We start from the raw sequence: 21,275 nt of genomic DNA, 5'->3' as shown, positions 1-21,275 counted from the left end.
GCCCTGGCCCCGCCAGTGGGGTGCCGGTCGCGATGACGGTCGGGGACCGGCTACTTTTCGCCCGCGCCTCCACCACGCCACCGTCCGTGCGACGCTCTTAAAAACACGCCGCCCACCCTGCCGTCACCCAGCGCCGCCTTCTCCCTCTCCCATCGGGAGAGGGAGAAGGCGGGCTTGCAACTTGCGTCGGAAATCCCGACACGCGCTGGATGCCCACCGCCACCAAGATCTGCGGCCTGACCACGCCCGAGACACTCGCCGCCGCGCTGCGCGGCGGGGCCAGTCACGTCGGGTTCGTCTTCTTCCCGCCCTCCCCCCGGCACCTCGGCCTCGATGCCGCCGCCGGCCTCGCCGGGCAGGTGCCGGGCGAGGCGACGCGGGTCGGGGTGTTCGTCGATCCCGACGATGCGACGCTCGACGCGGCGATCGCCGCGGCGCGGCTCGACGCGATCCAGCTCCACCAGACCGCGCCCGAACGCGTCGCCGCGATCCGCGCGCGCGTCCGCCGGGAGACCTGGGCGGCGGTGGCGATCAAGACGCGCGCCGACCTCGATGACGCGCGCCGCTACGCCGGTGCCGCCGACCGGCTGCTCTACGACGCCAAGACGCCGCCCGGCGGCCTGCCCGGCGGCATGGGGCTGCGCTTCGACTGGGCGATGCTCGACGGCCTGCGCCACCCGCTGCCCTGGGCGCTGTCCGGCGGGCTCGATCCCGCCAACGTGCGCGAGGCGATCGCGCGCACCGGCGCGCCCTTGGTCGACGTCTCGTCGGGCGCCGAATCCGCGCCGGGGGTCAAGGATATGGACAAGATCGGCGCCTTCCTTAAAGCGGCGCAGTCATGAACGCCCCCAACACCTATCGCGCCCAGCCCGACGAGCGCGGGCATTTCGGCCAGTTCGGCGGACGCTATGTCGCCGAGACGCTGATGCCGCTGATCCTCGAGCTCGAGCGCGAATATCGCGCCGCCAAGGCCGATCCCGCCTTCGCCGCGCAATTCGACGATCTGATGAATCATTATGTCGGCCGCCCCAGCCCGCTCTATCACGCCGAACGGCTGAGCGAGGCGGTACGCGAGGGCGCGGGAACCGGCCCGAACGGCGAGAGGCTCGGCGCGCAGATCTGGTTCAAGCGCGACGAGCTCAACCATACCGGCGCGCACAAGATCAACAATTGCATCGGCCAGATCCTGCTCGCCATCCGCATGGGCAAGACGCGGATCATCGCCGAGACGGGCGCCGGCCAGCACGGCGTCGCCACCGCCGCGGTCTGCGCGCGCTTCGGCCTGCCCTGCGTCATCTACATGGGTGCGAAGGACGTCGAGCGGCAGCAGCCCAACGTCTTCCGCATGAAGCTGCTCGGCGCCGAGGTCCGCCCGGTGACGAGCGGCGCGGCGACCCTGTCCGACGCGATGAACGAGGGGCTGCGCGACTGGGTCGCCAACGTCCACGACACCTTCTACATCATCGGCACCGCCGCCGGCCCGCATCCCTATCCCGAGCTGGTCCGCGACTTCCAGAGCATCATCGGCCGCGAGGCGCGCGCGCAGATGCTCGAGCGGACCGGCCGCCTGCCCGATCTGCTGTGCGCGGCGATCGGCGGCGGATCGAACGCGATCGGCCTTTTCCACCCCTTCCTCGACGATGAGTCGGTCGGCATGCTCGGCGTCGAGGCGGCGGGTCACGGCCTCGAAGGCAGCGAACATGCCGCCAGCCTCGCCGGCGGTTTCCCCGGCGTGCTCCACGGTAACAAGACCTATCTGTTGCAGGACGAGGACGGCCAGATCGCGGAAGGGCATTCGATCTCGGCGGGGCTCGACTATCCCGGCATCGGCCCCGAGCATGCCTGGCTGCGCGACATCGGCCGCGTCGAATATACCAGCGCGACCGATCAGGACGCACTCGATGCCTTCCAATTGCTCTGCCGCACCGAGGGCATCATTCCCGCGCTCGAGCCCGCGCATGCGATCGCCGCGGTGACCAAGCGCGCGCGGACGATGCGCGACGACCAGATCATCCTCGCCAATCTGTGCGGTCGCGGCGACAAGGACATCTTCACCGTCGCCAACGCGCTGGGGGTGGCGATATGAGTGCACGCCTGTCGGCCGCCTTCGGAAAGGGCCGGCCCGCGCTCGTCACCTTCGTCACCGCCGGCGACGGGCCGACCGGCGCGATCCTCGACGCGCTGGTCGAGGGCGGCGCCGACGTGATCGAGCTCGGCATGCCGTTCACCGATCCGATGGCGGACGGTCCGGCGATCCAGGCGGCGAATCTGCGCAGCCTCGCCGCCGGCACGCGCACCGCCGACATCCTCGCCATCGCCACCGCCTTTCGCGCGCGCCATCCTGAGGTGCCGCTGGTGCTGATGGGCTATGCCAATCCGATGCTGCGCCGCGGTCCCGACTGGTTCGCCGCGGCCGCCGCGGCCGCGGGCGTCGACGGCGTGATCTGCGTCGACATCCCGCCGGAGGAAGACGAGGCGCTCGGCCCGATGCTGCGCGCGCAGGGCATCGATCCGATCCGCCTCGCCACGCCGACCACCGATGCGGCGCGGCTGCCGCGCGTGCTGGAGGGGGCGAGCGGCTTCCTCTATTACGTCTCGGTCGCGGGGATCACCGGGCTGCAACAGGCGGCGCAGGGCTCGATCGACGCCGCGGTGGCGCGTCTCAAGGCGCAGACCAGGCTGCCGGTCGCGGTCGGCTTCGGCGTCCGCACGCCCGAACAGGCGGCGGCGATCGGCGCCTGTGCCGATGGCGTCGTCGTCGGCTCGGCGATCGTCGAGCTGATCGCGGCGCATGGCGCGGATGCCCCAGCGGCGGTGCGCGCCTATGTCCACTCCCTCAGCGAGGCGGTCGCCTCGTCGCGAAAGGTCAGCCGATGAGCTGGATCACCAACGTCCGCAACGCCCTGCCCTTCGTCGCCAAGCGCGAATCGTCGGACGAGAATCTGTGGCACAAGTGCAAGGGCTGCGGCCAGATGATCTTCACCAAGGAATTGGAGGAGAATCTCTACGTCTGCCCGAAGTGCGATCATCACGAGCGGATCGGGCCCAAGTTGCGCTTCGCGCAGATCCTCGACAGCGGCAGCTGCAGCGAATTGCCCGCGCCCAAGGTGGTCGAGGACCCGCTCAAGTTCCGTGATTCGAAACGCTATACCGATCGGCTCAAGGCGGCGCGGACCTCGGCGCAGGAACAGGATGCGCTGATCAACGCGCGCGGCACGATCCTCGGCCATCGCGTCGTGATGGGCGTGCAGGACTTCGCCTTCATGGGCGGATCGATGGGGCTTGCGGTCGGCGAGGCGTTCGTCCGCGGCATCGAGGCGGCGATCCACGACAAGGCGCCGTATGTCGTCTTCACCGCCGCGGGCGGCGCGCGCATGCAGGAGGGCATCCTCAGCCTGATGCAGATGCCGCGCAGCACCGTCGCGATCCAGATGCTCCACGATGCCGGCCTGCCCTATATCGTCGTGCTCACCGATCCGACCACCGGCGGCGTCACCGCCAGCTATGCGATGCTCGGCGACGTGCAGATCAGCGAGCCCAATGCGCTGATCGGGTTCGCCGGCCAGCGGGTGATCGAGAGCACGATCCGCGAGAAACTGCCCGAAGGCTTCCAGCGCGCCGAATATCTGCTGGATCATGGCATGCTCGACATGGTCGTCCACCGCAAAGAGCTGCGCGATCGGCTGGCGACGGTGATCGGCTATCTGGCGACGGCGCAGGCGGCGTAGGTGAGGGCGGACCGGCCGCTGCCATACGGCAGCAGCCCGGCCGCTGCGAGGGCTGCGACCCCGCGTCCCCATCGACCACCCCGGCGAAGGCCGGGGTCCAGTTCCGCGACGCTTTTGGGACCTCACGGCAGTCTACCAACTGGACCCCGGCCTTCGCCGGGGTGGTGCGGAGGATGGGGCGTGGGCCTGCTGAGCCAGATAGCGTCGATCCGTTAGCGGCAGATCCTCGTCGCGACCGGTCCGTGCCCTGGCGACAGCACCGGTTTGGCCATGCCGCCGGATCGACTTCCCCCACCCGTTCGCCTAAGGCGGGCGCGACGAGACCCCATGGCGCGCGGCGACCCGAGACCGACCCACACGATGCCAGACCACGCCACCTCCACCGATACCGCCGTCCAGCAGCAACTCGACCGACTGTGGTCGCTGTCCCCCGGCGCCGACGTGCTCGGGCTGGAGCGGATCACCCGGCTGCTCGCCCGGCTCGGCGATCCGCATCGGGCGATGCCGCCGGTGTTCCACGTCGCCGGCACCAACGGCAAGGGATCGACCTGCGCCTTCCTCCGCGCGGCGATCGAGGCGGCGGGGCATGACGTTCATGTCTTCTCGAGCCCGCACCTCGTCCGCTTCAACGAACGCATCCGCATCGCCGGCAGGCTGATCGACGATGCGACGCTCGCCGCATTGCTCGCCGAGGTGCTCGACGCCGCCGGGGACGGGGCGGATGCGATCGGCGCGAGCTTCTTCGAAGTCACCACCGCCGCCGCCTTCCTCGCCTTCTCGCGCACGCCGGCCGCGGCGACGATCGTCGAGGTCGGGCTCGGCGGCCGGCTCGATGCGACCAACGTCATCGCCGCGCCGGCGGTGACCGGCATCGCCGCGCTCGGCATGGATCATGAGGCGTTTCTCGGCGATCGGCTGATCGACATCGCCGGCGAGAAAGCGGGGATCGCCAAGGCGGGCGTGCCGCTGGTGACGATGCGCTACGCCACCGCCTGCCGCGCCCGGATCGCCGCGGTCGCCGCGGCGGCCGGCGCCCCGGTCGTCGCCCGCACCGTCGACTGGTGGAGCGACACGACGCGGACCTCGCTGCGCTATCGCGACGCCGCCGGCACGATCGCCACCGCACGGCCGCGACTGGTCGGGGCGCACCAGTCGCGCAATCTCGCGCTCGCGCTGGCGATGCTGCGCCATCAGCAGGCGGTGGCCGTGCCACTCGCGGCGATGCGCGCCGCCGCCGACGGCGCGCACTGGCCGGCGCGGATGCAGCGGCTCGCGCCCGGCCCGCTCCACGCGCATCTGCCGGCGGGAAGCGAATTGTGGCTCGACGGCGCGCACAATCCCTCGGCCGCGATGCCGGTGACGCAGGCGCTGCACGGCATCGCGCGCGGGCGGCGGGTCGGGCTGGTACTCGGCATGCTCGCCAACAAGGATGCGGCGGGCGTGCTGCGGCTGCTTGGCCCCTCGGTCTCGGAGGTGATTGCGGTGCCGGTGCCGGGACATGCGCATCACGCGCCCGCGACGCTCGCCGCGCTCGCCGCCGGCCAGGGAGTCGGCGCCGGAGTCGCTGCCGACCTGCCCGACGCGCTCGGCCAGCTCGCGCGACGCGACACTCCAGTGGTGCTGATCGCCGGCTCGCTCTACCTTGCCGGTGAAGCGCTCCGCGCCAACGACGAGTATCCTGCCTGACGCCATGATTGCGATTGACTTGCAATAGCGGACAGAGAAGACTGCGCGCGACCTCAGGAGTTGCCCCGCATGTCCGATCTCACCACCACCGTCGCGGCCCTGCCCTATGCACTGCCGGCCTGCCCCAATGCGCGTGTCGCGCTGTTCGCGCTGCGGCGGATGGGGGCGCAGGGGCTGCACGATGCGCGGGCGAGCCATGCGCTGTTTACCGCCTTCGGCCAGGAGTTCCGCCGCCCGCTGGTGCTGATGCGCGCGCTGATGGCGGATCTCGCCGGCACCGCGGCAGGGACGATCGCGATCGCGCCCTGCTGCTGCGCGCGGATGACCGCCGCCGAGCGCGCGTTGCTCACCATCCTCGCGCGGGTCGAGACGGCGCCGGACAGCGCACGGCTGCTGCTCGGCGACCTGCTCGGCGTGCGGCGTGTCGATTCGGTGCTGGCGAGCGTCGCCGCCGTCGCGACCGCCTTCGCCGATGATGGCCGGCCGATCTGCGTCTAGACGGTCGCGGCGTTTACGGCTGCCGTTGAAGGGGTTGGCGCAGAGGCGCAGAGGACGCGGCGGGGCGGCGTTCCGGGAGGCCGTGGTCCGTTCCACCGCACGAGGCACGGCCACAATCGCGGCGACGCCTTCCTCTGTGCCGTTGGACGCAAACCGATTCGAGCGGGACGAACAGGAGCGCGCCTATCGGGGCGCTAAGCCCGCACGTCCCCCTCGCCGACGACGCCCGCGCTGCCGATCGACCGGTCGATCAAGCCGGACCGGCACATCCACCAGAACAGCAGCACCCCCGGCAAGGCCGCGACCGTCGTTCCCCAGTAGAAAGCGACATAGCCGAAGCTGTCGACCAGCCGCCCGGTCGTTGTCGCGGTGAGCACGCGGCCGACGATGCTCGCCGCCGCCGAGATCATCGCATATTGCGCCGCGGTGAAGCGCAGGTCGCACAGCGCCGAGAAATAGGCGACGACGGTGACGCCGCCGATCCCGCTCGACATATTCTCGAACGCCATCGCGCCGGCGAGCCCGATATTGCTGTGCCCCGCCCCGGCGAGCAGCGCGAAGGCGGCGTTGGAGACCATCATCAGGATCAGGCTGAGCATCACCGATCGCTTGAGCCCCATGCGCGCATAGAGCACGCCACCGATCGCGATGCCGACCCAGAAGGCCCAGAAGCCGATGACGACGTCGTAGAGCGCGATCTCGTCGTTGCTGAAATGGAGATCGTCGAGCAGCAGCCGCAGCGCCTGCTGCCCCAGCGTATCGCCGATCTTGTGGAGCAGGATGAAGGCGAGGATGATGATCGCGCCGTGGCGGCGGAAGAATTCCGCGAACGGGCTGACGATCGACGCGCCCAGCTCGGCGAGCCCGCGGCGCCGCACCGGCTCGCGCCGCCGCGTCGGCTCGCCGCGCGTCACCGCCACCACCATCGCCGGCAGCGCGAAAACGATGCAGGCAAGATAGGCGACGTGCCAGTCCGCTCGCGCCGCGATCACCAGCGCGAGCGAGCCGGCGAGCACCGAGCCGATCTTCCAGCCATATTGCGTCATCCCCGATCCGACGCCCATCTGCTCGGGTTCGAGCGTCTCGATGCGATAGGCGTCGATGACGATGTCATAGGTCGCACCGGCGAAGCCGACGAGGATCGTCGCGACGATCGTCGCCTGCAGGCTCGCCGCCGGATCGACCAGCGCGAGATTGACGATCGCGGCTATGACCAGCACGCCGCTGAGCAGCACCCACGACACCCGCTGCCCCAGCCGACCGATCACCGGCAGCCGCACGCCATCGACCATCCACGCCCATAGCGGCTTGAGATTGTAGACGAGGAAGCCGAGCGTGAAGGCGGTGATCGTGCTCTTGTCGAGCCCGTCCTGCTTGAGCCGCGTGGTCAGCGTCGCGCCGATCATCGTAAAGGCGAGTCCCGACGATATGCCCATGAAGAACACCGCGACCGGGCCGCGCTCGGCATAAGGCGCGAGCGGGGCGAGCCGCGCGCGCATCGCCGCCGATCGACGCATCAGCGCGACGAGCAGCACCGTGACGGCCGCGACGATAACGAAATAGAAATTGGTGCCGGTCAACATCGCCGCGACACTAGCGCCAATTTTGCCCGCGCCTAGCGGGTTTGGCGGTAACGCCGGTCCGGCTGTGCAGGTCTCGGTTCGCGCAGAGGCGCGGAGGGCGCAGAACCCTTGTGGGCAGCCCATGCCGCCCGCGGGCCACCGGCCCGGCGTGCGTCATCGTGTGGCTATGCAAAGCTTCCCTGCGCCCTCCGCGCCTCGGCGCGAACCGGTCTTCGCCCGGCGGTCAGCGGGCATCGATCTCCGGCCCGGGCGCGACGGGCGCAGCATCGGGGATCGCGAACAGCCGGAAGCCGGTCGGCAGCCGCCGCGTCTTGCGGCCGGCGATGTTCGCTTCGATCGCCTCGATCGCGCCGATCAGGTCACGCTGCTGATAGGGTTTGGCGAGGCAGCCCGCGGCGAGCGCCATCGCCTCGGCGGGGAAATTGCCGGTGACGAACAGTACCGCGACGCCGCGCTCTCCCGCGGCCCGCGCGACATCCAGCCCCGATCCGTCGGCGAGATTGACGTCGAGCAGCACCAGGTCGACGTCCGAGTCCGATCGCAGCACCGCAATCGCCTCGGCGACGCGGTCGACGGTGGCGACGATCTGATAGCTCGCGTCGCTCAGCAGATGTTCGGTGTCGAAGGCGATCAGCGGCTCGTCCTCGACGACGAGCACCCGGACGATCGAACGTTTCTTCCTTCCGAACAACATCGCCACGCTCCGCCTGGCGCCGCACAAGTGATTACGCCTCCGCAGGATAACGCGCCGTACTCGGATCGGACGCAAATAATTTCGCTGCCATGACAAATGCGCGTTATGGCCGCGCCATGGCCCAATCCTCCGAACCCCGCAGCGGCGATCGCATCGCGAAACTGCTCGCCCGCGCCGGCATCGCCAGCCGCCGCGAGATCGAGCGCATGATCGCCGACGGCCGCGTCGCGCTCGACGGCACGGTGCTCGACACCCCCGCGACCGTGCTGCGCTCGCTCAACGGCGTCACCGTCGACGGCGAGCCGGTCGCGCAAGCCGAACCGACCCGCCTGTTCCTCTACCACAAGCCGACCGGCCTGCTGGTCACCGAACGCGATCCCAAGGGACGGCCGACGATCTACGACCGGCTGCCCGACGATCTGCCGCGGCTGGTGCCGGTCGGCCGGCTCGACCTCAATACCGAAGGGCTGCTGCTGCTCACCACCGACGGCGGGTTCAAGCGCCAGCTCGAACTGCCCGCGACCGGCGTCGAGCGCAGCTACCGCGCGCGCGCCTACGGCAATGTCACGCAGCAGCAGCTGGAGGACCTTGCCGACGGGATCGAGATCGACGGCATCCGCTACGGCCCGATCGACGCCAATATCGAGCGGCGCACCGGCGCCAACGTCTGGATCGAGATCACCATCACCGAAGGCAAGAACCGCGAGGTGCGGCGGGTGCTCGAACATCTCGACCTGCAGGTCAGCCGGCTGATCCGTACCCGCTACGGCCCCTTCCTGCTCGGCGACCTGCCGGTCGGCGGCATCGGCGAGGTCAAGCAGCATGAGATTGTCGCCTTCCGCCGCACGCTCAAGGGCGGCGTTCCCGAGGCGGACCTGATCGAGCCGCCGCGCGACGGCTTCCGCGCGGCGCCGAGCGCGGCCCGCCCGGCCCGCGCCCGCCCGCGCCCGATCGACGCACCCGCCCCGCGCGAGGCACAGGCCGCCGGACGCGGCGCCGCCCGCGCGCCGCGCCGCAGCGATGCGACCGCGAACGGCATCGCGCCGCGTCCGGCGCGTCCCGGCGCGACCGGTGAGCGCGCCCGTCCCGTCCTGCGCGAGGGGCGCGAGATGCGCACGACAGCGGACGGCGAAGGCCAGCGCGGCCGGCCGCGCCGCGACGAGCGCGAGGCGCGGCCGGCTCGGTCATCGACGGGTAATGCACCCCGCGACGGGCAGCCGGCACGCGGTCGGCGCGGTGAGACCGAGACACGATCGACGCGGCCGACCACCGGTGCGGCGCGCGACGGGCAGCCGGCGCGTATCCGGCGCGGTGATACGGAGCGCATGCCGGCCGGTGACGGCGCGCGCGACAATCCGCGTGGGGATTTCCGCCGCGACGATCGCGACGCGCGGCCGGTGCCGACCGGCGGCTCGGCGCGCAAGCCGTGGGAGCAGGAGACGCCCCGCCGCGATGAGCCGCAGCGCAGCGGCGGCAGGCCGGCGCGAACCGGCGGCGGGTCGGCCGGTGGACGCTCCGGTGGCGGTGGCGGTGCCGACGGTCGCCCGGCGCGGCCGTCGCGCCCCGACACGCCGCGTGGGCCGGCGGGGGGGCGCGGCGCGCCACGCGGCGGGCCGAAGGGAGGCAAACGATGAGGGTGATCGCCGGCCAATGGCGGGGCCGCCCGCTCGTCGCGCCCAAGGGCGATGCGACGCGCCCGACCGCCGACCGGACGCGCGAGGCGCTGTTCTCGATGCTGACCAGCCGGCTCGGCAGCTTCGACGGGCTCGCCGTCGCCGATCTGTTCGCCGGATCGGGCGCGCTCGGCATCGAGGCGCTGTCCCGCGGCGCCGGCTCCTGCCTGTTCGTCGAGCAGGACGGCGCGGCGCTCGACGCGCTCAAGGCCAATCTCGCGCGACTCGGCACGCGCGGCGACGTGCGCGCCGGCTCGGTGCTCGGCCTCGGCCCGGCGCCGGCGCCGCTCGATCTCGTCATGATGGATCCGCCCTATGGCACCGGCGCGGGTCTGGTCGCGCTCGACAAGCTCACCCGGCTCGGCTGGATCGCGCCCGCCACCTGGGTCAGTATCGAGACCGCCAAGGCGGAGGAGATCGCGCCGCCCGGCTATGCGATCGACGCCAGCCGCGTGCACGGCAAGGCGCGGCTCACTTTGCTGCGGCAGGGCTGACGAACCGCGGCGGCGGCTCAGGCCCCGGCCGGTTTGCGCAACAGCATCAGCCCGGCGAGGCTGAGCAGCCCCGCCGCGACCAGATACAGGCCGATCCACCCCAGGCCGCGCTGCGCCAGCGCCTCCGCGGCGATCGGCGCCAGCGCGCCGCCGAGGATGCCGCCGAGATTGAAGGTCATCGACACGCCGGTGTAGCGCACCCCGGCGGGGAACAGGCTCGGCAGCCAGCCGCCGAGCGGGCCATAGGCGAAGCCCATCACGAACAGCGCGAAGGCGAGCCACAGGAAGACGACGAACAGCGATCCCGCGCCGAGCATCGGCCCCATCGCCAGTCCGGCGACCATGCAGCCGCAAAAGCCGATCACCAGCATCCCGCGCGCGCCGCGCCGGTCGGCGAGCAGGCTGGCGACGATCACCCCCGCGGCGAGGAACAGGATCGCGACCAGCTCGACGCCCAGCATCGCCTCCCGCCCGTAGCCCAGCGTCTTGGTGCCATAGCCGAGCGCGAAGGCAGTCGCGAGATAGAAGAGCGCGAAACAGGCGATCACCCCGCCGGTGCCGGCGAGCACCGCGCGGCTGTGCGACGCGAACAACGTCGCGATCGGCACCTTGGGCAGGGCCTCGGCGCGCTCGGCGGCGACGAACGCCGGCGTCTCGGTCAGCTTGAGCCGTACCCACAGGCCGAGCACGACGAGCACCGCGCTGATCAGGAACGGCAGCCGCCAGCCCCAGGCGCGGAACTGCGCCTCGTCGAGCCACAAACCGAGGATCAGGAACAAGCCATTGGCCATCAGGAAGCCGACCGGCGCGCCGAGCGGCGGGAACATCCCCCAGGTGTTGCGGCGGTGCGGCGGGGCATTCTCCACCGCGAGCAATGCCGCGCCACCCCATTCGCCGCCGAGTCCGAAACCCTGACCAAGCCGCATCAGGCACAGCAGCAACGGCGCGAGCCAGCCCATCTGCGGCGCGACCTGTTCGACCTGGGCATAGGTGGGCAGGAAGGCGATCGCCACCGTCGACCCGCCCATCAGCATCAGACTGGCGACCAGCGTCGACTTGCGGCCGATCCGATCGCCGAAATGACCGAAGACGACCGCGCCGACCGGCCGCGCGATGAAGGCGATGCCGAAGCTCGCGAAGCTAAGCATCTGCCGCGCGGTGCCGCTCGTCGCCGGGAAGAACAGGTCGCCGAACACCAGCGCCGCCGCGGTCGCGTAAATGTAGAAGTCGTAAAACTCCACCGCGGTGCCGACGAGGCTGGCGGTGAGGATACGGCGCGGCGAGGCAGGCGGCGGCGGGGTTGCGGGAATCGACGTCATCCCCCCACTCTAGTCGGGAAAAAAGGCCGATGCGCAACATGAGTGAAATCCATCCGCAACAAAGCGCGTCTAGACAGAGAGGGTCGCTGCTCCTCTCCCCCTGTGGGTAGCGACTGTCGACCGCCTCCCCTGTCGGTCGACCTCCCTGAACTACGGGGCGGTCGCCAGGCGACTGCCCCGATTTTTCTATCGGTCCGTCCCGCCCACCGTCTGACCGGTCGCCTTCGCCAGTTGCTGCGCTCCGTCGCGACGGACTTCACCGATACAGCGCATCACGTCCATCGCGACGGCGATATCCTTGGGTATCGTGCCACAGAGGTTCTGCGCCGCCCACCGGACCCGCGCGCGGAAGCGCCGTTGCCCTTCCGGCGTTCGCAGATCAAGATCCTGCGTGATGATCCTGGTTTGCACGATCCGGCGGTCGGGCGACGGGTCCGTCGCCGCAGTGGACGATGGCGTCGCAGTGAGCGCCGCAACACATAAGGGAAAGACGATCATCGGGGACCTCCTGCCGGCCCATCCGAAGGTCTCTCGGCCGGCTTGTGCTTTATAGAGGCACTCGGTCGGCGACAACGCCGCGCCGGGCGGGATGATCGCCGCCGCCCACCTTCACTCTTGCCCGTGCGAACGCCGTTCCCTACCTGTTCACCGGTGACCGATCTCCGTGCCCCCAACGCCTTGCAGGACCCGCCCTATCTCGCCGGGCTCAACGCGCCGCAGCGCGACGCCGTGCTGACCACCGAAGGGCCGGTGCTGATGCTCGCCGGCGCCGGGACGGGCAAGACCGCGGCGCTCACCGCGCGGCTCGCGCATCTGCTGTGGACGCGCAAGGCGTGGCCGTCGGAGATCCTCAGCGTCACCTTCACCAACAAGGCGGCCCGCGAGATGCGCGAGCGCGTCGGCCGGCTGGTCGGCGACGCGGTCGAGGGCATGCCGTGGCTCGGCACCTTCCATGCGATCGGCGCCAAGATGTTGCGCCGCCATGCCGAACTGGTCGGCTTGCAGAGCAATTTCAGCATCCTCGACACCGACGACCAGCTTCGCCTGCTCAAGCAGCTGATCGTCGCCGCCGACCTCGACGAGAAGCGCTTCCCCGCGCGCAGCCTCGCCGGGCTGATCGACGATTGGAAGAACAAGGGGCTGGTCCCCGCCGATATCGACGCCGGCGAAAGCGAGCGTTTCGCCAACGGGCGCGGCGGCGAGCTCTATGCGCAATATCAGGAGCGGCTGCGCAGCCTCAACGCCTGCGACTTCGGCGACCTGCTGCTGCACATGCTGACCGTGCTCAAATCGCATCCCGATGTGCTCCGCACCTATCAGGAGCGGTTCAAATATATCATGGTCGACGAATATCAGGACACCAACGTCGTCCAGTATCTGTGGCTGCGCCTGCTCGCCCAGGCGCGCAAGAACATCGCCTGCGTCGGCGACGACGATCAGTCGATCTATTCGTGGCGCGGCGCGCAGGTCGAGAACATTCTGAAGTTCGAGAAGGACTTTCCCGGCGCGAAGGTGATCCGGCTCGAACAGAATTACCGCTCGACGCCGCATATCCTTGGCGCCGCATCGGGGATGATCGCCAACAACGGCGGCCGGCTCGGCAAGACGCTGTGGACCGAGCTCGACGCGGGCGAGAAGGTCCGCGTCGTCGGCGTATGGGACGGCCCCGAGGAGGCGCGGCGCGTCGGCGAGGAGATCGAGGCGGCGCAGCGCGGCGGCAAGAGCCTCGACGACATCGCCATCCTCGTCCGCGCCCAGCATCAGACCCGCGAGTTCGAGGATCGCTTCATCGCGATCGGCATGCCCTATCGCATCGTCGGCGGCTTCCGCTTCTACGAGCGCGCCGAGATCCGCGACGCGCTCGCCTATCTGCGCGTCGTCAACCAGCCCGCCGACGATCTCGCCTTCGAACGCATCGTCAACGTGCCCAAGCGCGGGCTCGGCGATAAGGCGCTCGCCAAGATCCACCAGCTTGCCCGCGCCGAGCGGCTGCCGCTGACCCATGCCGCGGCGCGCATCCTTGACACCGACGAACTGACGCCGCAGGCGCGCCGCGCGCTCGGCAATCTGGTCGGCGACATCGCCCGCTGGCGCGACATGGCGCGCGACCTGCCGCACGCGGAGCTCGCCCGCCAATTGCTCGACGAGAGCGGCTATACGGCGATGTGGCAGGCGGAGAAATCGGTCGAGGCGGCGGGGCGACTCGAGAACCTGTCCGAACTCGTGCGGGCGATGGAGGAATATGAGTCGCTCGGCGCCTTCCTCGAACATGTCAGCCTCGTCATGGACAAGGAGGGCGGCGTCCAGGACCCGCAGGTGACGATCATGACGATCCACGCCGCCAAGGGGCTGGAATATGACACCGTCTTCCTCGTCGGCTGGGAAGAGGGGCTGTTCCCCTCGCAGCGCTCGCTCGACGAGGGCGGGACCAAGAGCCTCGAGGAGGAGCGTCGCCTCGCCTATGTCGCGATCACCCGCGCGCGGCGCCGCGCGACGATCCTCCACGCCGCCAACCGCCGCATCTACGGCCAGTGGACGTCGAGCATCCCGAGCCGGTTCGTCGGCGAGCTGCCCGGCGACCATATCGACGCCGAGACGACGATGTCGGGCGGCGAGAGCCTGTGGCGCGCCAATTGGAGCGAGCGCGCCGATCCCTTCGCCGATGTCGGCCGCGGCACCGGTCGTGGTCCCGGCTGGCAGCGCGCGGCGGGCGCCGCCTCGGGCTTCTCGACCGCACCGACGCGGGTGGTCGAGAGCCGCGCGAGCGCGGTGAGCATCGGCAACAAGGGACGCAGCGACCTGTCGGTCGGGCTACGCGTCTTCCATCAGAAGTTCGGCTATGGCGCGATCGCCGAGATCGAGGGCAACAAGCTGGAGATCGATTTCGAGGCGGCGGGCCGCAAGCGCGTGATGGACACGTTCGTCACGATCGGCTGATCCGGCCGCCGTCCTCGTTCAGGAACCGCCAAGGGCGGATCGGCGTATGACCGGAGCGGACCCGACTCAGCGGGTTCGGAAAAGGATCATGACGATGTTTAGGTCGCTTTTGCTGTCCGCCGCGCTGGTGACGACGCTCGCCGCGCCGGTCGCCGCCCAGTCCGCCGCGGACGATGCGCGCTTCGCCGCCGCGCAGCAGCGCTTCGACGCCGAGCTTGCGCGCTACCGTTCCGAATTCGATCGCTATCGCGCGCTGCGCGGCATTCCCGGTCCGGGCGGCTATCGCCAGGCGCCGGTGCCGGACGGCTACGACGACCAGCGCTATGACCCGCGCGACGGCGACCGCTATGAAAACGGCTATGACCCGTCGCGCTATTACCGGCCGAGCTCGCAGGAGCGCGTGCTCAGCGCAAACGATCGCGTCTATGCGGGCACCGACGGCCGCTATTATTGCAAGCGCAGCGACGGCACCACCGGGCTGATCGCCGGCGGCGCGGCGGGCGGCATCCTCGGCAACGTCATCGACGGCGGCCACAGCCGCATTGTGGGCACCCTGCTCGGCGGCGCGGTCGGCGCGCTCGCCGGCAAGGCGATCGATCAGAACCAGGCAGAGATCCGCTGCCGCTGAGCCGAACGGCGGTCGGGCGTCAGCTGCGCTCGACCGCCATCAGCGTCACGCCCTCATATTTTTCGGCCGCGGGCTCGAACAGGCTGCTCGGGGTGAAGCGCGTGTCGGTGAGCGTCGGCGCGCCGAGCCCGTCCATCTTAAAGGTGCCGACCTTTTCCTCGCGTGGCGGCTTGCCGTCGCGCTCCATCGTCACGGCATCGACGTAGATCTCGCCGTGACGGGTGTAGAGGATATGGGGCGCGATCGTCACCGTCCCCTTGTTATAGGTGGCGGTCACGGCAAGCTGGCGCACGATCGCTTCGAACATCGTTGGCACCGGGCCGGTCGGTCCGTTGGCTGGAGTAGTCATCGGCGGCACCATAAACGTTCGTGTTGCATCGCAGCAAGAACGCTTTCGCGCCGCCGGTGTTTCCGGTGGACGACGTCAGACGCGGAAGCAGCGACGCTGCGGGCCATAATAGCCCCGCTCGATCCGGCATACCACCCGCCCGCGACCATAGCCGCGGCCGCCCCAGCGCGGTCCTCGATCATAGCGATAGCCGCGATAGCCCGGACCGCCATGCCAGCGACGCCCGTCATGCCGGCCATAACCATGGCCGCGATAGCCGCCATGATCGTAGGCGCGATCATAGCCACGGTCGTAGCCATAACGCTGCGCCTCGGCCGGCGCGGCCCCTGCCAGCATCCCGATCCCGAGGGCAGCGGCCCCTAAACACGCAATGAACTTCATGGGTTACTCCTGACACGCCCGTTTATGGGCATGGCGCGACCCTGCACCCCCGGCACTGCATGCGGCCTGAACCCGCGGTTGTACGAATGTCAGCTTTGCTGCCCGGTCACGCCGGCACGCGCACGGTCAGCCCATCCAGCGCCGCAGTAAGCCGAATCTGGCAGGCGAGCCGGCTGGTCCGCGTCGCATCGGGGACGAGATCGAGCAGATCCTCCTCCTCGTCGCGGGCGGGCGGCAGCCGTGCGAAATCCTCCGCCGCGACGATGACGTGGCAGGTCGCGCAGGCCATGTCGCCGTTGCACGTCCCCTCGAGCGGTTCGCCCGCGCCCCGCGCGACGTCGAGCAGCCGCGTGCCCGATCCGCCCGCCGCGGATCGCGCCGTTCCGTCCGGCCCGACGAAGACGACGCGGATCATAGCCCCTGCCGTGCCGCCGCCGCGACGATCAGCGCCAGCCCCGCGCGCAATTCGGCTTCGTCGGTATAGCGCCCGAAGCCGAGTCGCAGGCTCGACCGCGCCTCCCCCTCCGACAGGCCGATCGCGCGCAGCACATGGCTCGACCGGCCCGATCCGCTCGCGCAGGCCGATCCGGCGGAACAGGCGAGATCGCGACACTCGCTCATCAGCCGCGCGACATCGAGGCCGTCGCGCCCGACGTTGAGGTTGCCGCGATAGCGCGGTGCGGCCGTGCCGTTGATCCGCCAGCCGGGCAAGGCGTCGACTGCCAGTTGCCACAGACGCTCGACATGCGCCGCGTCCCGCTCGCCTTCCGCGCCGAGCAAGGCCGCCGCCGCGCCGAAGCCGGCGCACAGCGCGGGCGACAGCGTGCCCGAACGGCCCCGCTCCTGCCCGCCGCCGTGGAGCAGCGGTTCCGGCTCCACGCCGTCGCGCACCCACAAGGCGCCGATGCCCTTCGGGCCGTGCACCTTATGCGCCGACAGCGCTATCAGGTCGCAGCCCTGCGGCATCGTGACCCGGCCGAAGCCCTGCACCGCGTCGCACAGCATCAGCGCGCCCGCCGCATGCGCCAGCTCGGCCAAGGCGGCGATCGGCTGGATCACGCCGATCTCGTTATTGACCAGCATCGCCGCGACCAGCCCGACGCCGGGCCGGATCGCCGCCGCCGCCACGGCGAGATCGACCAGTCCGTCGCGTCCGACCGGCAGCACCGTCACGGCCCGCCCCCGCGCCGCCTCGGCCGCGACGGTGTCGAGCACCGCGGCATGTTCGCTCGCCAGCGTGACGATGCCGCCGCGCGTGCCCTTGATCGCCCAGTTGAGCGACTCGGTCGCGCCGCTGCTGAAGCGCAGCGAACCGCCAGGCGGCAGTTGCGCGGCGATCGCATCGCGCGCGACCTCCACCGCCGCCTTGGCGGCGCGGCCGGCGCGGTGGGGGGCATGCGGATTGGCGTGCTGCGTCTCGAGCCACGGCAGCATCGCGGCGAGCGCTCCGGGCGCGAGCGGCGTCGTCGCCTGATAATCGAGGTAGATCATGCCGCGCGCCGGGTCGTCCGCGCCATCTGCCGCCAGGCGGCGACGAAGCCGTCGACCGCCGCGGCATCGGTGTCGCGCCCGAAGCTCACCCGGATCACCTCGCGCCCGTCGGTCTCGCTCCAGCCCATCGCGGCGAGGACGTGGCTCGGCTTCATGCTGCCGCTCGAACAGGCGCTGCCCGCCGATATCGCGAAGCCGGCGCCGTCGAGCAGGATCAATTGCGCCGCCGCCTTGACCCCGCGCAGCCGGTAGGAGCCGATCGCCGGGTGGCGCACCGCCGCCGCGGCGACAATCTCGCCGCCCGAGCGCAGGATCGCATCGTCGAGCCGGTCGCGCAGCGGCTGATGATCGGGCTCCGCGACATCGAGCGCCGCGGCATAGCCGAGCGCGCCGGGCAGATTCTCGGTACCCGGCCGATAGCCGCGCTCCTGCCCGCCGCTCGGGCTGAGCAGCGCGAGATCGCGGACCAGCAGCGCGCCGACGCCCGGCGGGCCGCCGCGCTTGTGCGCCGACAGCGCGACCATATCGGCGAACGCCGCCACCTCGCCGGAGGCCGGCATCTGCGCGGCATCGACGAGCAGCCGCCCGCCCGCCGCATGGACCAGCGCGGCGATCTCGCCAAGCGGCTGGCGCACCCCCGTCTCGCTGTTCGCCCATTGCACGCAGACCAGCGCCGGGGGTCCGTCGAGCATCGTCGCGAGCCGCGCGCGATCGACCACGCCCGCGGCGTCGACCGGCGCGACCGCGGCATCGCCCGCGGCGCGGATCACCGCATCATGTTCGACCGCGGTGATGATTCGCCGCGGCAGAACCGACCGGCCGAGCGCGATGTGCAGCGATTCGCTCGCGCCGCTGGTCAGCAGCGTCTCGCCCGTCCAGCCATAGGCCGCGGCGATTCGCCGCCGCGCGCCCTCGAGCGCCGCGCGCGCCGCGCGTCCCTCGGCATGCGGCGACGACGGATTCGCCCAGAGCGCGACACCCTGCGCCATCGCCTCGCGCGCGGCGGCGATCACCGGGGTGGTGGCGGCGTGATCCAGATAGATACGATGCGACAGGGTTCGTTCCAATTGCGTGACGGAGCCTGACGCTTATATAGCGCGCAACGATCCGCGCTCCCAGCGCGCCCCTTAGCAGCGGCGAGACTCATGCCCGAAGTGATTTTCCCCGGCCCCGAAGGCCGTCTCGAAGGGCGTTTCGCCCCCGCTCCGCGGCCGCGCGCGCCGGTGGCGATGATTCTCCATTCGCACCCGGCGGCGGGCGGCACGATGAACAGCCGCATCGTCCAGGAGCTGTACAAGACCTTCCAGCGCCGCGGTTTCGCGACGCTGCGCTTCAACTTCCGCGGCGTCGGCAAGAGCCAGGGCACGTTCGACAACGGCATCGGCGAATTGTCCGACGCGGCGAGCGCGCTCGACTGGGTGCAGAGCTTCCACCCGGAGGCGTCGACCACCTGGATCGCCGGGGTCAGCTTCGGCGCCTGGATCGGCATGCAATTGCTGATGCGCCGGCCGGAGATCCGCGGCTTCATCTCGATCGCGCCGCCCGCCAACATGTTCGACTTTTCGTTCCTCGCCCCCTGCCCGTCGTCGGGGATCATCATCCAGGGCGAGGCCGACGAGGTCGCCACCCCCGGCGCGACGCAGAAGCTAGTCGACAAGCTGCGCACGCAGAAGCACATCACCATCCATCACGACACGATACCGAAGGCCAACCACTTCTTCGAGAACGAGACGCCGGAGCTGATGCGCTCGGTCGACAAGTATCTCGACATGCGGCTGGATCCGAATTCGCCGATACGGTGATTTGTGGGCGGGCTCGCCGGTTGACGGCGAGCCCGCATCGTCGCCGTTTCCGTTGGTCAATGCGTCAGTCTTCGGTGACCTGCCCCTCGTCGTTTGACGGGCGCGCGGAAGGTTGGTCTTTGTATGACTCCTCAATAATATCGTCGATATCCCATAGCAGATGGCAGCCAATCACTGTCTTGCCATTATCGTCACCGGGATCATCGACAAACAGCGCCTTCGCCCGCGCTGCAAGGTCGACCGCCTTGGCGTACCGCGCCTCTCCTAGCTCTTCCCTGACATTTTGCAGCGCTTCACCGAGCACAGCGAATTCGCTATCGATTGTACGATCCGTTGCCCACCAATCCTTGAAAACAAAAGATGGCGCGGCGGTAACCAGCGTTGAAAGATAATCTTGAATTTCACCAAGCGATGATGGCTGGTACCTTGAGTTTACTTTTCGACTAAAGTTGATCGGGGATCATCATCCAGGGCGAGGCCGACGAGGTCGTCACCCCCGGCGCGACGCAGAAGCTGGTCGACAAATTGCGCACGTAGAAGCACATCACCTCCATCACGACACGATCCCGAAGGCCAGCTACTTCTTCCAGAACGAGACGCCGGAGCTGATGCGCTCGGTCGACAAATATCTCGACATGCGGCTTGATCCGAATTCGCCGATTGGATGAGGCAGACGCCGGGACCACGATTACGCGGTCCCGGCAGGCTAACTGAAGACAGCACTTAGTCGCCGCTCAGGATGCCTTCGAAATCGAGAATGCCGGCGTGATATCGCTCTCCCCTCACTTGCTCGAGGATGTCGTATACATCCATCAGCGCCGTGACGCCTTTACTAGCGTCCCCCGTCGCCGATTGCGGGTCCGCCAGGAACAAGGCTTTTGCTTTATTGGTCAGGTCGACTACTTTTTCGAACCTACTTCCCCCTAATTTATCTTTGACCGCAGATAACCCCTCCCGAAGACGATAAAATTCATTGTCAATTGTCCGAGGATAACCGTAAAATGTTATCTCAGTAAAAAGGGGGGCCTCACCCGCCATTGTGGTGATGTGATCTTGTATTTCACTTAATTGCTTAGGAATGAAAAGTTTTTCGCCATAGACTTCTCTAGGGTTCACATCTATCTCCTCATGGTATCTTGTAAACATAGGTATGTGCGGAGCCAGCCTCGGACGGCGTTACTACTGCGACATGGCGTGGCTTTGGGACGCCCCTAGCAAATCTTCGAAGCTGAGGAATCCTCATTGTCTTCCTTTGCAGGCTTCCTTCGATAACCAGATCGTCGATCACAACATCAGGGATACCATACGAACGACCTTGTCCGTCGATATAGAGTCGTCGGTTTATCCGGACACGCCCGTGTGAGGCAGCCTTGATACCGTACCAATTCATAGCGTCTTTGATGTTCCTCCTAACCCTTTGATCGACGTAATTGCCAAGCTTCATCCGATCATTCACGCCGTGTGAGGGCAATTTACCGGCCTTTTGCAACTTTTCGCCCTCTTCATTTGCCTGATCAATCTCGCGTTGCATTCGAACCATCATCGCGGCTTTTAGCGGCTCGAAATTGCCTGTCTTTCGAAGATAAGTCGCTGCCCGCCACATCATGAGGTCATCCAACCTGGCCGCACTCGCCTCCACACTGGGCTGTGGAGAACGGATTTCTTGAAAAACGAAATTAGGATCTAATTTCTTAATTTCGCCTAATACTTCTTTGGATCTGTTATCCAGTATATTGATTTTCGCTTCTGCCGCCGGTCCAAATAGATCCAGCGTCGATTGCGCCAAGGCTTGGATACCATTCCACAGTGGACCATGCAGTTCGGGAAACGCCTGCTCGACCGTCATCGGGTCTTCAAAAGCTCGGCTGTTGCCGCCCCGGCCAAGCCGCGGCCCCTGCCCGCCATAATGCTCTTCGATCCCCGCTCCGATGCCGGTCGCGAACGTGAACCGCCCGTTACGTGGATCGTGATAGGGATTGAACTTGAGCTCGAGTCCGCCCGCCAATCTCGCA

General features: G+C 68.8%; 23 protein-coding genes and 1 pseudogene. 12 read left to right on the top strand and 12 right to left on the bottom strand.

The features are described 5' to 3' along the window. The first annotated feature begins 209 nt into the window (after positions 1-209). The 6 genes from PBN85_RS08880 (at position 210) to PBN85_RS08855 (ending at position 5,912) form a co-directional block, all read left to right on the top strand. A complete protein-coding gene (locus tag PBN85_RS08880; RefSeq protein ID WP_271300800.1) occupies positions 210-842 on the top strand; it encodes a phosphoribosylanthranilate isomerase in 633 nt (210 codons plus the stop codon). Next, positions 839-2,086: a tryptophan synthase subunit beta gene (gene trpB, locus PBN85_RS08875; protein WP_037536674.1), complete on the top strand. Its 1,248-nt coding sequence runs from the start codon at positions 839-841 to the stop codon at positions 2,084-2,086. Before PBN85_RS08880 ends, trpB begins: the two co-directional genes overlap by 4 nt. Then, a complete protein-coding gene (gene trpA / locus PBN85_RS08870) occupies positions 2,083-2,877 on the top strand; it encodes a tryptophan synthase subunit alpha (protein WP_271300799.1) in 795 nt (264 codons plus the stop codon). The genes trpB and trpA overlap by 4 nt, the downstream gene beginning before the upstream one ends. Continuing rightward, positions 2,874-3,728 carry an acetyl-CoA carboxylase, carboxyltransferase subunit beta gene (accD, locus tag PBN85_RS08865; protein WP_037536678.1) on the top strand — a complete coding sequence of 285 codons (855 nt, stop codon included), beginning with the start codon at positions 2,874-2,876 and terminating at the stop codon, positions 3,726-3,728. The genes trpA and accD overlap by 4 nt, the downstream gene beginning before the upstream one ends. Before the next feature lie 360 nt (positions 3,729-4,088). Continuing rightward, complete coding sequence (locus PBN85_RS08860) at positions 4,089-5,414, top strand: bifunctional folylpolyglutamate synthase/dihydrofolate synthase (RefSeq protein ID WP_271300798.1); 1,326 nt, start codon at positions 4,089-4,091, stop codon at positions 5,412-5,414. A 69-nt stretch (positions 5,415-5,483) separates the two neighbouring features. Next, positions 5,484-5,912, top strand: coding sequence for a DUF6628 family protein (locus PBN85_RS08855; RefSeq protein ID WP_037536680.1), 429 nt, complete (start codon positions 5,484-5,486; stop codon positions 5,910-5,912). A 194-nt stretch (positions 5,913-6,106) separates the two neighbouring features. Here the strand turns inward: PBN85_RS08855 and PBN85_RS08850 are convergent, their stop codons facing one another. Next, positions 6,107-7,429, bottom strand: coding sequence for an AmpG family muropeptide MFS transporter (locus tag PBN85_RS08850; RefSeq protein ID WP_271300865.1), 1,323 nt, complete (start codon positions 7,427-7,429; stop codon positions 6,107-6,109). A gap of 289 nt (positions 7,430-7,718) precedes the next feature. After that, positions 7,719-8,189, bottom strand: a complete 471-nt coding sequence (locus tag PBN85_RS08845) for a response regulator (RefSeq protein ID WP_037536769.1) — start codon at positions 8,187-8,189, stop codon at positions 7,719-7,721. A 116-nt stretch (positions 8,190-8,305) separates the two neighbouring features. Here PBN85_RS08845 and PBN85_RS08840 point away from each other — a divergent pair, with 116 nt between their 5' ends. Then, positions 8,306-9,823 (top strand): pseudouridine synthase, encoded by a 1,518-nt coding sequence (locus PBN85_RS08840; RefSeq protein WP_271300797.1) that lies wholly within the window; start codon positions 8,306-8,308, stop codon positions 9,821-9,823. After that, positions 9,820-10,356 carry a 16S rRNA (guanine(966)-N(2))-methyltransferase RsmD gene (gene rsmD, locus PBN85_RS08835; RefSeq protein ID WP_037536684.1) on the top strand — a complete coding sequence of 179 codons (537 nt, stop codon included), beginning with the start codon at positions 9,820-9,822 and terminating at the stop codon, positions 10,354-10,356. The genes PBN85_RS08840 and rsmD overlap by 4 nt, the downstream gene beginning before the upstream one ends. Before the next feature lie 17 nt (positions 10,357-10,373). Here rsmD and PBN85_RS08830 read toward each other — a convergent pair whose 3' ends face one another. Both PBN85_RS08830 and PBN85_RS08825 read right to left on the bottom strand, forming a co-directional pair. Further along, complete coding sequence (locus tag PBN85_RS08830) at positions 10,374-11,675, bottom strand: MFS transporter (RefSeq protein WP_271300796.1); 1,302 nt, start codon at positions 11,673-11,675, stop codon at positions 10,374-10,376. 186 nt (positions 11,676-11,861) lie between these two features. Further along, positions 11,862-12,173 (bottom strand): UrcA family protein, encoded by a 312-nt coding sequence (locus tag PBN85_RS08825; RefSeq protein WP_271300795.1) that lies wholly within the window; start codon positions 12,171-12,173, stop codon positions 11,862-11,864. A gap of 153 nt (positions 12,174-12,326) precedes the next feature. On the opposite strand from PBN85_RS08825, the gene PBN85_RS08820 reads away from it, so the two are divergent. Together PBN85_RS08820 and PBN85_RS08815 are read left to right on the top strand one after the other, a co-directional pair. Next, complete coding sequence (locus tag PBN85_RS08820) at positions 12,327-14,612, top strand: ATP-dependent helicase (RefSeq protein WP_037536690.1); 2,286 nt, start codon at positions 12,327-12,329, stop codon at positions 14,610-14,612. Positions 14,613-14,700: 88 nt separating this feature from the next. Then, positions 14,701-15,240 (top strand): glycine zipper 2TM domain-containing protein, encoded by a 540-nt coding sequence (locus PBN85_RS08815; RefSeq protein ID WP_373276469.1) that lies wholly within the window; start codon positions 14,701-14,703, stop codon positions 15,238-15,240. A gap of 19 nt (positions 15,241-15,259) precedes the next feature. On the opposite strand, the gene PBN85_RS08810 is transcribed toward PBN85_RS08815, so the two are convergent. From PBN85_RS08810 to PBN85_RS08790, 5 genes are all read right to left on the bottom strand, one after another. Then, entirely contained in the window at positions 15,260-15,547 is a 288-nt protein-coding gene (locus PBN85_RS08810) for a hypothetical protein (RefSeq protein ID WP_271300794.1), read from the bottom strand. Between the two features lie 117 nt (positions 15,548-15,664). Beyond that, positions 15,665-15,925 carry a hypothetical protein gene (locus PBN85_RS08805; RefSeq protein ID WP_271300793.1) on the bottom strand — a complete coding sequence of 87 codons (261 nt, stop codon included), beginning with the start codon at positions 15,923-15,925 and terminating at the stop codon, positions 15,665-15,667. Positions 15,926-16,076: 151 nt separating this feature from the next. Next, entirely contained in the window at positions 16,077-16,385 is a 309-nt protein-coding gene (locus tag PBN85_RS08800; RefSeq protein WP_271300792.1) for a 2Fe-2S iron-sulfur cluster-binding protein, read from the bottom strand. Then, positions 16,382-17,461 (bottom strand): cysteine desulfurase family protein, encoded by a 1,080-nt coding sequence (locus tag PBN85_RS08795; protein WP_271300791.1) that lies wholly within the window; start codon positions 17,459-17,461, stop codon positions 16,382-16,384. Before PBN85_RS08795 ends, PBN85_RS08800 begins: the two co-directional genes overlap by 4 nt. Then, positions 17,458-18,516 carry a cysteine desulfurase family protein gene (locus tag PBN85_RS08790; protein WP_373276474.1) on the bottom strand — a complete coding sequence of 353 codons (1,059 nt, stop codon included), beginning with the start codon at positions 18,514-18,516 and terminating at the stop codon, positions 17,458-17,460. The genes PBN85_RS08795 and PBN85_RS08790 overlap by 4 nt, the downstream gene beginning before the upstream one ends. 90 nt (positions 18,517-18,606) lie before the next feature. Here PBN85_RS08790 and PBN85_RS08785 point away from each other — a divergent pair, with 90 nt between their 5' ends. Next, positions 18,607-19,263 (top strand): alpha/beta hydrolase, encoded by a 657-nt coding sequence (locus PBN85_RS08785; RefSeq protein ID WP_037536697.1) that lies wholly within the window; start codon positions 18,607-18,609, stop codon positions 19,261-19,263. A gap of 64 nt (positions 19,264-19,327) precedes the next feature. Here PBN85_RS08785 and PBN85_RS08780 read toward each other — a convergent pair whose 3' ends face one another. Then, positions 19,328-19,567, bottom strand: a complete 240-nt coding sequence (locus PBN85_RS08780) for a hypothetical protein (RefSeq protein WP_271300789.1) — start codon at positions 19,565-19,567, stop codon at positions 19,328-19,330. 149 nt (positions 19,568-19,716) lie between these two features. Here PBN85_RS08780 and PBN85_RS08775 point away from each other — a divergent pair. Further along, positions 19,717-19,931, top strand: a pseudogene (locus PBN85_RS08775) (alpha/beta hydrolase); the annotation flags it as partial. 55 nt (positions 19,932-19,986) lie between these two features. On the opposite strand, the gene PBN85_RS08770 reads toward PBN85_RS08775, so the two are convergent. After that, on the bottom strand, positions 19,987-20,379 hold the full coding sequence (locus PBN85_RS08770; protein ID WP_271300788.1) for a hypothetical protein: 393 nt from the start codon (positions 20,377-20,379) through the stop codon (positions 19,987-19,989). A gap of 10 nt (positions 20,380-20,389) precedes the next feature. Continuing rightward, positions 20,390-21,268, bottom strand: a complete 879-nt coding sequence (locus PBN85_RS08765) for a hypothetical protein (RefSeq protein ID WP_271300787.1) — start codon at positions 21,266-21,268, stop codon at positions 20,390-20,392. Between the last annotated feature and the right edge of the window lie 7 nt (positions 21,269-21,275).

Origin of the sequence: Sphingomonas sp. CV7422 (genome assembly GCF_027945725.1) — a bacterium.
GTDB lineage: Bacteria > Pseudomonadota > Alphaproteobacteria > Sphingomonadales > Sphingomonadaceae > Sphingomonas > Sphingomonas kyungheensis.
This window is presented reverse-complemented; position numbering and strand designations above follow the sequence as displayed.

Coding starts and splice junctions, on each gene's coding strand:
- PBN85_RS08845 (WP_037536769.1), bottom strand. CDS start 8,189: ATGTTGTTCGGAAGGAAGAAACGTTCGATCGTCCGGGTGCTCGTCGTC.
- trpB (WP_037536674.1), top strand. CDS start 839: ATGAACGCCCCCAACACCTATCGCGCCCAGCCCGACGAGCGCGGGCAT.
- PBN85_RS08810 (WP_271300794.1), bottom strand. CDS start 15,547: ATGTTCGAAGCGATCGTGCGCCAGCTTGCCGTGACCGCCACCTATAAC.
- PBN85_RS08815 (WP_373276469.1), top strand. CDS start 14,701: ATGACGATGTTTAGGTCGCTTTTGCTGTCCGCCGCGCTGGTGACGACG.
- trpA (WP_271300799.1), top strand. CDS start 2,083: ATGAGTGCACGCCTGTCGGCCGCCTTCGGAAAGGGCCGGCCCGCGCTC.
- rsmD (WP_037536684.1), top strand. CDS start 9,820: ATGAGGGTGATCGCCGGCCAATGGCGGGGCCGCCCGCTCGTCGCGCCC.
- PBN85_RS08795 (WP_271300791.1), bottom strand. CDS start 17,461: ATGATCTACCTCGATTATCAGGCGACGACGCCGCTCGCGCCCGGAGCG.
- PBN85_RS08830 (WP_271300796.1), bottom strand. CDS start 11,675: ATGACGTCGATTCCCGCAACCCCGCCGCCGCCTGCCTCGCCGCGCCGT.
- accD (WP_037536678.1), top strand. CDS start 2,874: ATGAGCTGGATCACCAACGTCCGCAACGCCCTGCCCTTCGTCGCCAAG.
- PBN85_RS08840 (WP_271300797.1), top strand. CDS start 8,306: ATGGCCCAATCCTCCGAACCCCGCAGCGGCGATCGCATCGCGAAACTG.
- PBN85_RS08785 (WP_037536697.1), top strand. CDS start 18,607: ATGCCCGAAGTGATTTTCCCCGGCCCCGAAGGCCGTCTCGAAGGGCGT.
- PBN85_RS08825 (WP_271300795.1), bottom strand. CDS start 12,173: ATGATCGTCTTTCCCTTATGTGTTGCGGCGCTCACTGCGACGCCATCG.
- PBN85_RS08800 (WP_271300792.1), bottom strand. CDS start 16,385: ATGATCCGCGTCGTCTTCGTCGGGCCGGACGGAACGGCGCGATCCGCG.
- PBN85_RS08805 (WP_271300793.1), bottom strand. CDS start 15,925: ATGCTGGCAGGGGCCGCGCCGGCCGAGGCGCAGCGTTATGGCTACGAC.
- PBN85_RS08880 (WP_271300800.1), top strand. CDS start 210: ATGCCCACCGCCACCAAGATCTGCGGCCTGACCACGCCCGAGACACTC.
- PBN85_RS08850 (WP_271300865.1), bottom strand. CDS start 7,429: ATGCGTCGATCGGCGGCGATGCGCGCGCGGCTCGCCCCGCTCGCGCCT.
- PBN85_RS08855 (WP_037536680.1), top strand. CDS start 5,484: ATGTCCGATCTCACCACCACCGTCGCGGCCCTGCCCTATGCACTGCCG.
- PBN85_RS08860 (WP_271300798.1), top strand. CDS start 4,089: ATGCCAGACCACGCCACCTCCACCGATACCGCCGTCCAGCAGCAACTC.